General features: G+C 73.1%; 17 protein-coding genes. 13 read left to right on the plus strand and 4 right to left on the minus strand.

Annotated features, from left to right (window positions below; translation table 11 throughout):
* Window positions 1-19 precede the first annotated feature (19 nt).
* Window positions 20-1,321, minus strand: coding sequence for a PTS transporter subunit EIIC (locus WBK50_RS27390; protein ID WP_341338358.1), 1,302 nt, complete (start codon window positions 1,319-1,321; stop codon window positions 20-22).
* Between the two features lie 238 nt (window positions 1,322-1,559).
* On the opposite strand from WBK50_RS27390, the gene WBK50_RS27395 reads away from it, so the two are divergent.
* From WBK50_RS27395 to WBK50_RS27450, 12 genes are all read left to right on the plus strand, one after another.
* Window positions 1,560-1,790, plus strand: coding sequence for a glucose PTS transporter subunit EIIB (locus WBK50_RS27395; RefSeq protein ID WP_341338359.1), 231 nt, complete (start codon window positions 1,560-1,562; stop codon window positions 1,788-1,790).
* Window positions 1,787-2,245: a PTS sugar transporter subunit IIA gene (locus WBK50_RS27400; protein ID WP_341338360.1), complete on the plus strand. Its 459-nt coding sequence runs from the start codon at window positions 1,787-1,789 to the stop codon at window positions 2,243-2,245. The genes WBK50_RS27395 and WBK50_RS27400 overlap by 4 nt, the downstream gene beginning before the upstream one ends.
* On the plus strand, window positions 2,242-2,925 hold the full coding sequence (locus WBK50_RS27405; RefSeq protein ID WP_341338361.1) for an HAD family hydrolase: 684 nt from the start codon (window positions 2,242-2,244) through the stop codon (window positions 2,923-2,925). The genes WBK50_RS27400 and WBK50_RS27405 overlap by 4 nt, the downstream gene beginning before the upstream one ends.
* A 91-nt stretch (window positions 2,926-3,016) precedes the next feature.
* Window positions 3,017-3,643 carry a Maf family protein gene (locus WBK50_RS27410; protein WP_341338362.1) on the plus strand — a complete coding sequence of 209 codons (627 nt, stop codon included), beginning with the start codon at window positions 3,017-3,019 and terminating at the stop codon, window positions 3,641-3,643.
* Between the two features lie 41 nt (window positions 3,644-3,684).
* Window positions 3,685-4,593 carry a sulfurtransferase gene (locus WBK50_RS27415; protein WP_341338363.1) on the plus strand — a complete coding sequence of 303 codons (909 nt, stop codon included), beginning with the start codon at window positions 3,685-3,687 and terminating at the stop codon, window positions 4,591-4,593.
* Window positions 4,594-4,747: 154 nt separating this feature from the next.
* The gene (locus tag WBK50_RS27420) at window positions 4,748-5,044 is read left to right on the plus strand and encodes a SufE family protein (RefSeq protein ID WP_341338364.1); all 297 of its coding nucleotides are present in this window, start codon (window positions 4,748-4,750) and stop codon (window positions 5,042-5,044) included.
* Window positions 5,045-5,143: 99 nt separating this feature from the next.
* Window positions 5,144-6,073 (plus strand): TIGR04222 domain-containing membrane protein, encoded by a 930-nt coding sequence (locus WBK50_RS27425; RefSeq protein ID WP_341338365.1) that lies wholly within the window; start codon window positions 5,144-5,146, stop codon window positions 6,071-6,073.
* A gap of 34 nt (window positions 6,074-6,107) precedes the next feature.
* Window positions 6,108-6,950, plus strand: coding sequence for a DUF692 domain-containing protein (locus WBK50_RS27430; protein ID WP_445942399.1), 843 nt, complete (start codon window positions 6,108-6,110; stop codon window positions 6,948-6,950).
* The gene (locus WBK50_RS27435; protein ID WP_341338367.1) at window positions 6,947-7,381 is read left to right on the plus strand and encodes a hypothetical protein; all 435 of its coding nucleotides are present in this window, start codon (window positions 6,947-6,949) and stop codon (window positions 7,379-7,381) included. Before WBK50_RS27430 ends, WBK50_RS27435 begins: the two co-directional genes overlap by 4 nt.
* A gap of 161 nt (window positions 7,382-7,542) precedes the next feature.
* Complete coding sequence (locus WBK50_RS27440) at window positions 7,543-9,318, plus strand: acetyl/propionyl/methylcrotonyl-CoA carboxylase subunit alpha (protein ID WP_341338368.1); 1,776 nt, start codon at window positions 7,543-7,545, stop codon at window positions 9,316-9,318.
* Between the two features lie 65 nt (window positions 9,319-9,383).
* Window positions 9,384-9,929 (plus strand): GNAT family N-acetyltransferase, encoded by a 546-nt coding sequence (locus tag WBK50_RS27445; RefSeq protein ID WP_341338369.1) that lies wholly within the window; start codon window positions 9,384-9,386, stop codon window positions 9,927-9,929.
* A 232-nt stretch (window positions 9,930-10,161) separates the two neighbouring features.
* Window positions 10,162-10,635 carry a hypothetical protein gene (locus WBK50_RS27450; protein ID WP_341338370.1) on the plus strand — a complete coding sequence of 158 codons (474 nt, stop codon included), beginning with the start codon at window positions 10,162-10,164 and terminating at the stop codon, window positions 10,633-10,635.
* A gap of 276 nt (window positions 10,636-10,911) precedes the next feature.
* On the opposite strand, the gene WBK50_RS27455 is transcribed toward WBK50_RS27450, so the two are convergent.
* On the minus strand, window positions 10,912-11,256 hold the full coding sequence (locus WBK50_RS27455; RefSeq protein WP_341338371.1) for a hypothetical protein: 345 nt from the start codon (window positions 11,254-11,256) through the stop codon (window positions 10,912-10,914).
* Between the two features lie 78 nt (window positions 11,257-11,334).
* Entirely contained in the window at window positions 11,335-12,735 is a 1,401-nt protein-coding gene (locus WBK50_RS27460) for an NAD(P)H-quinone dehydrogenase (RefSeq protein ID WP_341338372.1), read from the minus strand.
* A 124-nt stretch (window positions 12,736-12,859) separates the two neighbouring features.
* Between WBK50_RS27460 and WBK50_RS27465 the strand changes: the two genes are divergently transcribed.
* Complete coding sequence (locus tag WBK50_RS27465; protein ID WP_341338373.1) at window positions 12,860-13,309, plus strand: gamma-glutamylcyclotransferase; 450 nt, start codon at window positions 12,860-12,862, stop codon at window positions 13,307-13,309.
* Window positions 13,310-13,495: 186 nt separating this feature from the next.
* Here the strand turns inward: WBK50_RS27465 and WBK50_RS27470 are convergent, their stop codons facing one another.
* Complete coding sequence (locus tag WBK50_RS27470) at window positions 13,496-14,446, minus strand: hypothetical protein (protein WP_341338374.1); 951 nt, start codon at window positions 14,444-14,446, stop codon at window positions 13,496-13,498.
* Window positions 14,447-14,550 lie beyond the last annotated feature (104 nt).

The following is a 14,550-nucleotide window of genomic DNA, read 5'->3' on the forward strand; positions in this document are numbered from 1 at the left end:
TTCTCCTCGGGGGTGGGGGTCAGGCCTGAGCGCCGGGCTCGGCGGGCCTCGGGCCGGTGGTCTCGACGACGGTGGTCTCGGCGACGGCGGTGGCCGCGTTCTCGGCCGTCTCCTCGGTCTCCTCCTCGCGCCCCGGCGTGCGCAGGTTCCAGCGCCGGATGACGAAGCGGAACAGGAGGTAGTAGACGACTGCGTAGGCCAGGCCGATCGGGATGAGCCAGAGCGGCTTCGTCGCCTGGCCGAAGTTGACGAGGTAGTCGAGCGCGCCGGCGGAGAACGTGAAGCCGTCGTGGATGCCGAGCGCGTTGACCAGGGCCAGCGAGGTGCCGGTCAGGATCGCGTGGATCAGGTAGAGCGGCCACGCGACGTAGACGAAGGAGTACTCGAGCGGTTCGGTGATGCCCGTCAGGAAGGACGTCAGGGCCACCGAGATCATGATCCCGCCGACGAGCTTGCGCTGCCCCGGGCGCGCCTCGTGCCAGATCGCCAGGGCGGCGGCGGGCAGCGCGAACATCATGATCGGGAAGAAGCCGGTCATGAACGTCCCGGCGGTCGGGTCACCGGCGAAGAAGCGGTTGAGGTCGCCGTGGGTGCCGTTGAAGTCGCCGAGGATGAACCAGACGACGGAGTTGAGGATGTGGTGCAGGCCGAGCGGGACCAGCAGCCGGTTCGCGACGCCGTAGACGCCACCGCCGACGACCGTGTTCGCGTTGACCGCGTTGCCCAGCGCGGTGAGCCCGGTGTTGAAGAGCGGGTAGATCAGGCTCAGCAGGACCGCGACGACCATCATCGTGACCGCGGTGAGGATCGGCACGAGCCGCCGGCCGTTGAAGAAGCCCAGGAAGGTCGGCAGTTTCGTGCGGTAGAAGCGCTGCCACAGGATCGCCGACAGCAACCCGGTGACGATGCCCCCGAGGACCCCGTAGTTGACGACCGCCTGCTCGCCCTTGGAGTCGAGTACCCCGTCGAGCACCAGCGGGCTCATCGCGGTGAACACCCCGTCGAGCACCACGTAGCCGACGACCGCGGCGAGCGCCGTCGAGCCGTCCGCCTTGCGGGCCCAGCCGATCGCGATGCCGAGCGCGAAGATCAGCGGGAGGTTGTCGAACAACGCGCCGCCCGCCGCGGACAGCACGGCGGCGACCTGCTTCAGCGAGCCCACCCCGCCGAGCAGGTCGTCCTGCCCGAGCCGCAGCAGCAGGCCGGCGGCGGGCAGCGCCGCGATGGGCAGCATCAGGCTGCGGCCGAGGCGCTGCAGCCCGGCGAGGCCGCTCCGCTTCTTCGGCGGCGCTGCGGGCACAGCGGTGGCGGGTGCGCTCATGGCAGGACTCTCCAGAGGGTGTGGGGAAAGGTTCCGGTAGTGCCTCGTCCGGCCCTCCCGAAGGGGAAGGACCGACTCTTGCCGCCGTGTGCGGTCACCGGTAGGGTCCGGTTATGACCACGTAGCTTGGTCTGTGCGAACGAGCCTGTCAACAACGGATTTCGGTGCAGTCGCACCGTCCGATCGGACCCGGACCGGCAATCGCCGCGACACATTCCTCGCGGCCTGGGGAGGACACATGGCCAAGGCGGACGACATCGTGGCGGGGCTCGGCGGCGCCGCGAACATCACCGAGCTGGAGGCCTGCATCACGCGGCTGCGCACCGAGGTCGAGGACCCGACCCTGGTCGACGAGGCCGCGCTGAAGCGGTGCGGCGCGCACGGCGTGCTCGTCGCCGGGCAGGTCGTCCAGGTCGTCGTCGGGCCGGAGGCGGATACCCTCGCGGACGACATCCGGGACATCCTGTGAGCCTCGAGGTGGTCTCCCCCGTCGCCGGCGAGGTCGTCGGCCTCGCCGCCGTCCCGGACCAGGTGTTCAGCGACGAGCTCGTGGGCGCCGGTACCGCCGTCGAACCGCCCGCGGCGGAGGGCCGGATCGAGGTCGTCGCCCCCGTGGCGGGCGCCCTCGTGAAGGTGCACCCGCACGCGTTCGTGGTGCTCGGCGCCGAGGGCGTCGGCGTGCTGGTCCACCTCGGCATCGACACGGTCGAGCTGTTGGGCGAGGGGTTCGAGCTGCTACGCGCCGAGGGGGACACGGTCGAGCGGGGCACCCCGGTGGTCGCGTTCGACCCGGCCGCGGTGCGCCGGCGCGGGTTGTCCGCCGTCTGCCCCGTCGTCGTCCTGGACACCGCGCCCGGTGCGGTGACGGGCACGGTCGGGGCGCAGGTGCGGCCGGGCGACCCGTTGTTCACCTACGGCTCGTGAGCGGGCCTGCCATCCGGTGCGAGCCGGTGATCGCGCCGGGCTCACCCGTCCTGTTCGACATGGACGGCACCCTGGTGCTGAGCGAGCACGTCCATCGCCGGGTGTGGGAGCGGTTCTTCGCGGACTGGCGGATGGACGTGGACGAGGCGACCTACGCCCGGACGTACCTGGGGCGCCGGGCCGGGGACGTCCTGACCCAGGTCGACGGCCCGTGGCGGGGGACGGACGTGCGCGGCGTCCTGGCCGGCCTGGCCGCGCACTCGCACGAGCTGGCGGGCGAGGTCGAGGCCGTCGGCGGCGCCCGGGACCTGGTCCGCGAGCTGCACCGGCGCGGGCACCGGATCGCCGTCGTCACGAGCGCGGGCCGCGAGTGGGCGCGCCGGGTCCTGGGTGACGTGCTCGGCCTGGCCGACGCCCTCGAGCTGGTGGTCACCGCGGAGGACGTGTCGGTCGGCAAACCGTCCCCGGAGGGCTACCTGACCGCCTGCCGGCTGCTCGCCGTGGATCCGGCCTGCTGCGCGGCGGTGGAGGACTCGCCGTCGGGCGTGCAGGCACTGGCGGCGGCGGGGGTCGGGACGATCATCGGGGTCACCACCTCGTCGCCCGCCGCGGCGCTGCGCGGCGCCGGGGCGGGGCTCACCGTCCCTGACCTGCGTCCCGAGGCGCTGCTGTACGGCTGACCCGGCCGTCCGGCGGAAGGAAGACCGGCGGGGGCCCTGCGGGAAAAGGGCGCCACCCGGGCGGGCGGCCCCGCTCCGTAGGCTCGCCGCCGTGCGTCTGGTGCTCGCCTCGGCCTCCCCCGCCCGCCTGTCCGTGCTCCGCGCCGCCGGGCTGGACCCCGCGGTGTCCGTCTCCGACGTCGACGAGGACGCGCTGCTCGCCGCCGTCCCGGACGCCACGGCCGCGGAGAAGGTCACCACCCTGGCCGGCGCGAAGGCCACCACCGTCGCCCGCCGGCTCGACGGTCCGGACGCGCTCGACTCGATCGTCATCGGGTGCGACTCGATGCTGCACATCGACGGCGAGCTCGTCGGCAAGCCGAAGGACGTCGACACGGCCCGCGACCGATGGCGGTCCATGGCCGGGCGGAGCGGCGAGCTCGTGACCGGGCACGCGGTGCTGCGGGTGGTCGACGGCGAGATCGACCGGGCCGCGGAGGGGCACGCCGTCACCGTCGTGCGGTTCGGGACACCCACCGACGCCGAGCTGGAGGCGTACCTCGGGACCGGGGAGCCCCTCGCCGTCGCGGGCGCGTTCACCCTGGACGGGCTGGGCGGCTGGTTCGTCGACGGGATCGACGGGGACCCGTCGAACGTCATCGGGATCAGCCTGCCCCTGGTCCGGCGGCTGCTCGCGGGCGTCGGCGTCAGCCCGGTGGATCTCTGGGACCACCCCTGACCCGACGGCGAACGTCGGGCCCGCGTACTACCCTCGCGGCCATGGCTGCACCGATCGACCAGGACCCGAAGTTCGCCGAGTACGCGCATCCCGAGCGCCTGGTGAGCACCTCCTGGCTCGCCGAGCACCTCGACGCACCCGATCTCGCCGTCGTGGAGTGCGACGAGGACGTCCTCCTCTACGACACGGGGCACATCCCGGGCGCGGTGAAGCTGGACTGGCACACCGAGCTCAACGACACGGTCACCCGGGACTACGTGGACCCCGAGAAGTTCGCGCTGCTCTGCGGGGAGCGGGGCATCGCCCGGGAGACCACCGTCGTCTTCTACGGGGACAAGAACAACTGGTGGGCCACCTACGCGCTGTGGGTGTTCCGGCTGTTCGGCCACCCGGACGTCCGGATCCTGGACGGCGGCCGCGCCAAGTGGATCGCCGAGGGCCGCGAGCTCACCACCGAGCCGCCGAAGCCGACACCCGTCGAGTACCCGATCGTCGAGCGGGACGACATCGCGATCCGGGCGTTCAAGGAGGACGTGATCGACCACCTCGAGCAGCTGAGGTCGGGGGCCGGGGCGCTGGTCGACGTCCGCTCGCCCGGTGAGTACTCGGGCGAACTGCTGCACATGCCGGACTACCCGCAGGAGGGGGCGGTCCGCGGCGGCCACATCCCCGGCGCCGCGAGCGTCCCGTGGGCCCGCGCGGCGAACGAGGACGGAACCTTCAAGTCCCGGGCCGAGCTGTCCGCGATCTACGAGGACGAGCAGGGCCTGTCGAAGGACGAGCCGGTCGTCGCCTACTGCCGGATCGGCGAGCGCTCGAGCCACACCTGGTTCGTGCTGTCCTCTCTGCTCGGCTTCGAGAACGTCCGGAACTACGACGGCAGCTGGACCGAGTGGGGCAACTCCGTGCGGGTCCCGATCGTGCAGGGCTCGGAGCGAGGCGCGGCATGAGCGAGCCGTCGAGCGTGCGCGACCTGCCTTCCGAGCTGGCGGAGCTCGTCGAGGACTTCTCCGGCGTCGGCCCCAAGGACCGGCTCCAGCTCCTCCTCGAGCTTCTCCCGCGAGCTCCCCGCTGCCGGAGCGCTACGCGGACGCGGCGGACTCGATGGAGCAGGTGCACGAGTGCCAGTCGCCGCTGTTCCTCGCGGTCGAGGTGGAGCCGGAGGGAGACCGCACGGTCCGTCTCTTCTTCTCGGCCCCGCCCGAGGCCCCGACGACCCGGGGCTTCGCGTCGATCATGCACACCGGGCTGGACGGTGAGCCCGCCGCGGACGTCCTCGCCGTGCCGGACGACTTCTACACCGCGCTCGGCCTGGCCGAGGCCGTGAGCCCGCTGCGGCTGCGCGGGATGGCGGCGATGCTGTCCCGGATCAAGAAGCAGGTGCGGTCCGCGGTCGCCTGAACGAACCTCAAACCTTGGTCAAGAACGTTCCCTCGTGAGCCGGTCCGGTTCCATGCTGTGAGGCGTCTCATAGGAACGGCTCACCGGGGGGTGGTCGTAGTGGAGGTGTTCACCGCAGGGGACGCGTTGGCGGCTCAGGGAGACACCTGGGGGATCAGCGGGTCGACGTTCCTCGAGTTCTACGTGGTGCTGGCGGCGGCCGTGTGGATCGTGAGCAGCAGGGCCCGGCGCAGGCTCGCAGCCGGCGGCCCGGACCTGGTGACCGGCCTCGAGTCGCGCCCGCACGACGTCGCCTACCTCAACGGCGGGCCCGATCTCGCCGTGTACTCCGCACTCAGCGCGATGAAGCTGAGCGGCACGATCCGCAGCAGCGGCAAGGGCCAGGTGCAGTCGTCCGTGCGGTCGCCCGTCACGGACGACCTGGAGCGCGCGGTGGCGTTCACCGCGTCCGCCCCGACGCCCCGGCACCGGCTGCGGTACCACGGCGTCGTCTCGACGGCGCTCGGCCGGATCGAGGACCGGCTGGTCCGCGAGGGCCTGCTGCTGTCCGAGGAGCAGCGCTCGGCAATCCGCCGGACCGGCCTGTGGATGCTGGCGGTCGCGGTGCTCGGTCTGTTCCGGCTGCTGGCCGGGCTGGCCAACGCCCGGCCCGTCGGGTTCCTCGTGATCGTGCTGCTGGGGGTCGGCGTCGTCACCGTCGTCGAGCTGGTGCGGGCCCCGCAGCGCAGCCGCGCCGGGGACCGCGCGCTCGCGGAGCTGCGCACCCGGCACCACGGCCTGTCGCCCACGATGAAGCCGGACTGGGTCGCCTACGGTGCGGGGGCCGCGGCACTCGGCGTCGGGCTCTACGGCACGGGCGCGCTCTGGGCGTCGGACCCGGCGTTCGCGGACGAGTTGGCCGTGCAGAAGGCCGCGGCCGGCTCGGGCTGGAGCGGGGACGGCGGTTCCTCCTGGAGCAGCGGCGGCGATTCGGGCGGGAGTTCGGGCGGCGGTGGATGTGGTGGGGGTGGCGGTGGCTGCGGCGGCTGAGCAGATCCCCGCGGCAGATTCCCGCGAGTCGGCACTGCCGGTCGCGCGAGTCGGCACCGGTGCCGTCGGCGTGACGGGCGTCGGCGTGGGCTGGCGGCCCGAGATCGCGGGCATCGTCGACGGCCTTCCCGGCCTCGGCTTCTGCGAGGTCATCGCCGAGTCGATCGCCCCCGCGGCTCCGTCCCGGGGGGTGACGGAGCTGCGGGGGCGCGGGGTCCCCGTGATCCCGCACGGGGTCCGCCTGGGCCTCGGCGACGCAGACGGGGTCCGGCCGCACCGGGTCGCGCACCTCGCGGCCTGCGCCGTCGCGGTCGAGGCGCCCCTGGTCAGCGAGCACGTCGCGTTTGTGCGGGGTGGCGGCCGGGAGGCCGGGCACCTACTGCCGGTGCCGCGCAGCCGCGAGGCACTGGACGTGCTCACCCGCAACATCCGGCGGGTGCAGGCGGAGCTGGACGTCCCGCTCGCGCTGGAGCCGATCGCCGCCCTGTTCGACTGGCCGGACGACGAGTTCGGCGAGCCGGACTTCCTCACCGAGCTGCTGGACCGGAGCGGCGCGCTGCTGCTCCTGGACGTCGCGAACCTGTACGCGAACGCGGTCAACCGCGGGCAGGACCCGTCGGCCGTCCTCGACCGGATGCCGCTCGACCGCGTGGCGTACGTGCACGTCGCGGGCGGGGCCGAGCACGACGGCCTCTACCACGACACCCACACCGACCCCGTGCCCGCGCCGGTCCTCCGCCTGCTCGACGAGCTGCGGGACCGCGCCCGGCCGCCCGCGGTGATGCTGGAACGGGACGGCCGGTACCCGCCGATGGCCGAGCTGCACGCCGAGCTGGACGCGATCGCGGACAGCACCGGGTTCGCGCGGGTCACATGAACCCCGGTCACCGCCGCACGGGCGATCTCGCGGCCCGGCAGGCCGCGCTCGTCGAGGCGCTCGTCGCGGGCGGTCCGGACCCCGCGGGCTTCGACGTGGCGCGGCTGGCCGCGACCCGGACGGCGTTGCTGCGCAAGCGGGCGGGCGAGACCGCGAAGCTGTGGCCGCTGCTGGCGGCGAGCCACGGGAACCGCTGGCAGGCGACCTTCGCGGCGCACGCGGCGGGGCGCGGAGGCGTCGGGGCCCTGCGGGACGGCTGGGACCTGGCGCGGGCGCTGCGCGCGGCCGGCACCCTGCCGGGATCCGCCGCGGACGAGCTCGCCGAGCGCGATGCCGGCTGGCGCTACGACGGCGCGAGCCCTCCCCGTCGACGGCGGCGCGCCCGACTGAAGGCGCTCGCCGGCAACGCGCTCGGACGACTGCGCGGTTGAACCACGCGCACCCGGGGAAGTCGGATCCCGAACGATGAGTCAGCAAGGCCACACACCCGTGGTCTGCGGTCCCCGGTGGTCCAACTCCTACACTCGCCGGTAACCGATGCGCCGGCGCAGCGTTCTCCTGCCGGCCTGCCCGTGACCGAGGAGAGAAGATCGTGCCCCCACTGCGCAAAGTTCTCGTCGCCAACCGCGGAGAGATCGCCGTCCGGGTGATCCGCGCCGCGAAGGACGCAGGCCTTGCCAGTGTCGCCGTGTACGCGGACCCGGACCGTGACGCCCTGTTCGTCCGGCTCGCGGACGAGGCGTTCGCCCTGGGCGGCACCACGGCGGCGGAGTCGTACCTGGACTTCGACAAGGTCATCGGCGCTGCGAAGCAGGCCGACGCGGACGCGATCCACCCCGGCTACGGCTTCCTGAGCGAGAACGCGGACTTCGCGCAGGCGGTGATCGACGCCGGGATCACCTGGATCGGCCCGTCGCCGCAGTCGATCCGCGACCTCGGGGACAAGGTCACCGCCCGGCACATCGCCACCCGTGCGGGCGCCCCGCTCGTCCCCGGCACGAACGACCCGGTGTCCGGCGCGGACGAGGTGATCGAGTTCGCCAAGGAGCACGGCCTGCCCGTCGCGATCAAGGCGGCGTTCGGCGGCGGCGGCCGCGGCATGAAGGTCGCGCGCGAGGAGAAGGAGATCGCCGAGCTCTACGACTCGGCGGTCCGCGAGGCCACCTCGGCGTTCGGCCGCGGGGAGTGCTTCGTCGAGCGCTACCTGGACAAGCCCCGCCACGTCGAGACCCAGGTCCTGGCCGACCAGCACGGCAACGTGATCGTCGTCGGGACCCGGGACTGCTCCTTGCAGCGCCGGTTCCAGAAGCTGGTCGAGGAGGCGCCCGCGCCGTTCCTGACCGAGGAGCAGCGCAAGACGCTGTACACGGCGTCGAAGGCCATCGTGAAGGAGGCCGGCTACTACGGCGCCGGCACGGTCGAGTTCCTGATCGGCCAGGACGGCCTGATCACCTTCCTCGAGGTCAACACCCGGCTGCAGGTCGAGCACCCGGTGTCGGAGGAGACCTCCGGGCTGGACCTGGTGCGCGAGCAGTTCCGCATCGCCGAGGGCCTCGAGCTCAACCTGACCGAGGACCCGGAGCCGCGCGGGCACTCCATCGAGTTCCGGATCAACGGCGAGGACGCCGGCCGCAACTTCCTGCCCGCCCCCGGCACCGTCGAGTCGATCGCGTACCCGGCCGGCCCGGGCGTGCGCGTCGACGCCGGTGTGGAGGTCGGGTCCGTCGTCGGCGGCAACTTCGACTCGCTGCTGGCCAAGCTGATCGTCACCGGCTCGGACCGCGCGCAGGCCCTCGAGCGGTCCCGCCGCGCGCTGGCGGAGTTCCAGGTCGGCGGCATGGCGACCGTGCTGGAGTTCCACCGGCTCGTGGTGGAGGACCCGGCGTTCACCGCGGCGGAGGAGAAGGACTTCCTCGTCCACACCCGCTGGATCGAGACCGAGTGGGACAACACCGTCCCTCCGTTCGAGGGCGGCGCCGGGGCGGACGAGGAGACGGCGCCGCGGCAGTCCGTCGTCGTCGAGGTCGGCGGACGGCGCCTGGAGGTCTCCCTGCCCGGCGATCTCGCGCTCGGCGGCGGTAACGCCGGCGGCGGGGCGTCGGGGAAGGCCCCGCGCAAGCGCTCCGGGAAGGGCGGGGGCACGAAGGTCTCCGGCGACGCCGTGACCGCGCCGATGCAGGGCACGATCATCAAGGTCGCGGTCTCCGACGGCGACCAGGTCTCCGCCGGCGACCTGATCGTGGTGCTCGAGGCGATGAAGATGGAGAACCCCGTCACCGCCCACAAGGACGGCACCGTCACCGGCCTCTCCGCCGAGACGGGCTCCTCGATCACCCAGGGCACCGTCGTCTGCGAGATCAAGGAGTAGCGCTACGCGCCCGTGCGCGGTAATCGTTGCCAGGGCGACGATTACCGCGCACGACCGGACCGATCATGGAACCCGTCGAGATCAACGCCGGCACCTGGTACCTGCGCGCCCTGCGCCACGACGACCGGGTCTCCGACGTCCCGGCCGTGCTGGAGTCCGCCCGGGACCCGGAGATCCTGCGCTGGCGACACCGCCCCGCGCCGACGCCGGAGGCCGCCGTTCTCCACATCGCCGAGCGCGACGCCGCCTGGCGGGAGGACCGCGCCTGCTCCTGGGCCGTCTGCGAGCCGACGACCGGGGAGATGCTCGGCGAGGTCGCGTTCGCGCACCTGGACCTCGCCATGGGCGTCGCCGAGGCGACCTGCTGGGCGCTCCCCCGCGCCCGCGGCCGCGGCATGATCACCACGGCGTTGTCCGCGGTGCTCCGCTTCGGCTTCGGCGGGCTGGGCCTGGACCGGGTCTCCTACGCGTGGGCGGTCGACAACGACGCGTCCGCGCGGGTCGCCGAGAGGTGTGGCTTCACGGTCGAGGGCACCCAGCGTTCCGCCTGGGTCGTCGACGGCCGACGGGTCGACTGTGTGATGGCCGGCAGGCTCGCCTCGGACCGTTGACGACGGCCCGGCCCGCCGATTAGCGTCGTTCCCCGCCAGGCCAGTTCCACAGCACGCCACCGTGTGCTGAACAAGTGCACAGTGGACAGCAGTGATGTTTCCCGTGTGAGTACGACCACGGGGCCCGGTTCGTTTCCGCCACGCGGAGCTGACCGCGCCGCGGATCCCGCTCGTCACGCCGGCCCAGCCGCGTCGCGAGCACGTCCCCTCACTTCGGCGACTTGGATCCGTCATGCCCCCCGAGACCCTGTACGTCACGACCCACATCCACACCGACGGCCCGATCCCCGGGCCCCACTCCCTGCTCACCCTGGCCTCGGCCGCGCACGCCGCGTCCGGAGCCCTGACCAGTACCTTCACCGCCAACCTGCGGGAACTCCCCGGCGCCACCCTGCACCCGGCCGCGCTCACGAACTGGCGCACCCGGGCGGAGGACTGGCTCACGACCCGCCGGGCCGCCAAGCCCCCGGCACTCGTCGCCGCCGCGTACGCGCGGTGGGTGTCGCAACTGCCGGGGCCGGCCGTGTTCGTCTCGGACCCCGACGAGCCCGACCACCATTTCTGCTTCTGGTACCTGCACCGCTTCGCCGGGCAATGGCCTTTCGCCCGGAGCACGACGACGGCGGACGCGGCTGCTCCCGGCCGGTTCGCGGCCGAGACGCTCTGCGCGCTGTCCGGCTGCCGCGCCCTCGTGCCGGCCGGCTGAGCAGGCAGGACGACGACGAGAGCCCCGCCGGACCCCGGCGGGGCTCTCGTCGTTCCCGGGACTCCCCCGAGCCCCCAGGACCCGCGAATCGGGCTCCCCGGCACCGATCCGCGTCGCTTTCACCCGCGAGTCGCGCTCCCAGACCGCGCGAGTCGCGCTCCCAGACCACGCGAGTCGCGGTCCCAGACCGGGCGAGTCGCGGTCCCAGACCGGGCGAGTCGCGCTCCCAGACCGGGCGAGTCGCGGTCGCAGGCCGCGCGAGCCGCGGTCGATTCGTCAGCCGTGCGGCCGCAGCTCCGGGCGCTTCGCCACCGCACCCGCCACACCGGCGACGACCGTGATCCCCGCCAGCAGGATCGTGAGCAGTCCGAACCCGCCGATCAGCAGGCTGAGCCCGGCGGACACCGCACCGACCGCGAGACCGGTCCGGGCGACGGCCGAGCCGTGCATCCCGCGGGTCACGAGCCGCGCCGCGCCGGCCGTGAGCGCGATCGCGATCACCGCGGGCAGGAGCGGGACGTCAGGCAGGAACCAGAACAGGACGTCGTCGGTCAGCTGTGCGGCGGCACCCGCCACCAGCACGGGGACGACGGGGACACCGGTGCGGACGGGAGTGGTCATGGGTACGAGCTTGCCGCGCCCGTTCGCCCCCGGTATCAGGGAAACCCCTGAGCCGACCCCGGGGTTCCGCGGGCGACCTCAGTCGAGGTCGGAGTGCTGCATGAGCTGGCGGCCCGCCTCGGTGATCGACCCCGAGAGCGACGGGTAGACCGAGAAGGTGTGCGCCAGGTCGTCGACGCCGAGGCCGTTCTGCACGGCCATCGCGATCGGCAGGATCAGCTCGCTCGCCACCGGCGCCACGACGACACCGCCGATCACCACGCCCGACGCGGGCCGGCAGAACAGCTTGACGAACCCGCGGCGCAGGCCGCGCATCTTGGCCCGGGGGTTGGTGGTCAGCGGGAGCATCACGGTCCGTGCCGGGACCTCCCCCGCGTCGATCGCGCGCTGGCTGATGCCGACGGTCGCGATCTCCGGGCGGGTGAAGACATTGCCCGCGACGGTGCGCAGCCGGATCGGCGCGACGCCCTCGCCGAGTGCGTGCCACATCGCGATCCGGCCCTGCATCGCCGCGACGGACGCGAGCATCAGCAGACCCGTGCAGTCCCCGGCCGCGTAGACGCCCGGGACGGACGTGCGGGACACCCGGTCCACGGGGATGAACCCGCTGCGGTCCGGCTCGATCCCGACCTTCTCCAGGCCGAGGTCACCGGTGTTCGGGACCGACCCGACGGTCATCAGGGCGTGCGAGCCGCGGATCGTCTCACCGTCGGCGAGGGTCACCACGACCTCCTCGCCGTCGCGCAGCACGGACTCCGCCCGCGCCTTCGGCACGATCCGCACGCCGCGCTCGGTGAACACGTCCTCCAGCACGGCGGCCGCGTCCGCGTCCTCGCCGGGCAGCACGCGGTCCCGGCTGGAGATCAGCGTGACCTGGCAGCCCAGCTCGACGTACGCGGAGACGAACTCCGCGCCCGTGACCCCGGATCCGACGACGATCAGGTGCTCGGGCAGCGCGGGCAGGTCGTAGAGCTGGCGCCAGGTGAGGATGCGCTCGCCGTCCGGGCGGGCCGAGTCCAGCACGCGCGGGGTGGCCCCGGTGGCGATCAGCACGACGTCCGCGGGGAGCTCCTCGGTCTCGCCGTTGGTCAGCGTCGCCTCGACGAGGTGCGGCGCCTTCCCGCCGGCCTCGAGGAAGCGGGCGGTGCCGTTGAGGATCCGCACGCCGTCGCTCTCGACGCGGTTGCGGATGTCCGCGGACTGGGCCAGCGCGAGGCCCTTGACCCGGCCGTTCACCTTCGGCAGGTCGACGCCCGCGGTGTTGCGGTCCAGCAGGACGCCGAGGTCCTCGGCGCGGTGCAGGTCCACGCGGACCGCCGCGGAGGAGATGAAGGTCTTCGAGGGGACACAGTCGTGGATGACACAGGCGCCGCCCATGCCGTCCTGCTCCACGATCGTCACGTCGCTGCCGTGCTGGGCCGCGACGAGCGCCGCCTCGTAGCCGGCGGGCCCCCCACCCATGATCACGATGCGGGTCACGTGCCGCCCTCCGAAACAAGTCTGCGGATCGATACAGCCGGGTCGACCGGCCCGACATACCGTACGCGCGTCCCGTGATCCGCCCGGCGGTACCCAGCGGCGTCGGCACCGATACCCTGTGTCCGTGCCCCTGTACGCCGCCTACGGGTCGAACATGGATCCGCAGCAGATGAAGGAGCGTGCCCCGCACTCGCCGATGGCGGGCACGGGGTGGCTCGTCGACTGGCGGCTGACCTTCGGCGGGGAGGACTACGCCTGGGAGGGCGCGCTCTCCACCGTGGTCGAGAGCCCCGGCTCCCAGGTCTTCGTCGTGATCTACGACGTGCCGGAGCACGACGCCGCCCAGCTGGACCGCTGGGAGGGTGGCGAGCTCGGCCTGCACAAGAAGCTGCGGCTGCGCGTGCAGACCATGGAGGGCAGCGTGCTCGCCTGGATCTACGTGCTGGACGCGTACGAGGGCGGCCTGCCGTCGGCCCGCTACCTCGGCGTGATCGCGGACGCCGCCGAGGCCGCCGGCGCCCCCGCGGACTACGTCACCGAGCTGCGCAGCCGGCCGAGCCGCAAGTCCCTGTAAGCGACCCCGAGATTCCGCGAGTCGCGCTCCAAGACCGCGCGAGTCGCGACCTGAGACGGCGCGAGTCGGGCTCTGAGACCCGGCGAGTCGCGACCGGCAGCCCCGCGAGTCGCGATCTGAAGCCGGGCGAGTCGCGCTCTGAAGCCGGGCGAGTCGTGATCTCGCCTCGTTGCGGCTCCCGCCGGCTCATCCGGCCTTCTCCCGGTGACGCTGTCCGCGCAGCACTCCCGGTCGCCGCCGCAGGACCAGACCGCGCCGGCGGAACGCCTCGTCCAGCGCGCACTCCACCCGGTAGAGCGATCCGAGGTCGTCCGTTCCGGCACGGACGACGATCCAGCCGCTGCGTTCGAGCGCGGCCTGGCGCGTCCGATCCGCGCCCTCCCTGCCGAGATGTGCCAGGTAGCCGTCGTACTCGAGGGCGATCCGGTACTCCGGCCAGGCGAGGTCGAGCCGGAAGATCTGCCGGCCGTCACGGTCGTCGAACGACCAGTTGACCTCCGGTGCCGGAAACCCGACGTCCACGAGGTGGAAGAGCATCCAGCTCTCCGGCGGGGACTCCGCTCGTCCCGTCCCGAGTTCGAGCAGACGGGTGGCACGTCTGCGCCCACGCGGATCCGCGCGGCGGGCGAGCTCGTCGCCGATCCGCCGACGTAGGCCTTCCCGCCCTGCGTCGCCGGCCAGGCCGAGAGCCTGGTCGAGCACCGCGAGCGCATCCTGCGGCCGATCCCGGCACAGTAGGTCCGACAGCACCGGTTCCAGCCTCAGCGAGGGAAGACCGGCGACCTCGTCGCGGTCCTCGTCGGCAGGGCGGCCGTTGTGCGCCACGAGCCCTGCCCGGGCTCGGAGCCAGTGGCCGTACGGGACGAGCAGGTGCACGGGCAGCGGGGGCACGGCCGTGCAGCCGTGAAGGTGCGCTGCGGTCCGGCCGGTCACGAGCGCGTCCGGGCCGGCGTAGCGGAGGGCGGCAGCGATCACGGTGAGCGGTTCCGCAGCCCGGGACGCCTCGATGAGGACTCCCGGCCACGCCGCACACCACTGCCCTGACTCGACGGCGCGACGGACGGCACTGCGCCCGAGCGCGTCGATCGCGGCGGCACGGCGACAGGCGCCGTACAGCCTCACGGTCTCGTGGGTCATGCCCTCGACACTGAAGGCAGAACGGCTGGTCGGCGGGAGAAGCCATGATCCTGTGGATGAACCGCGGCCGCTGTGGACAACCTCGCTTCGGCGGTGCGGAGCAG

Origin of the sequence: Pseudonocardia sp. T1-2H (assembly GCF_038039215.1) — a bacterium.
Classification (GTDB): Bacteria; Actinomycetota; Actinomycetes; order Mycobacteriales; family Pseudonocardiaceae; genus Pseudonocardia.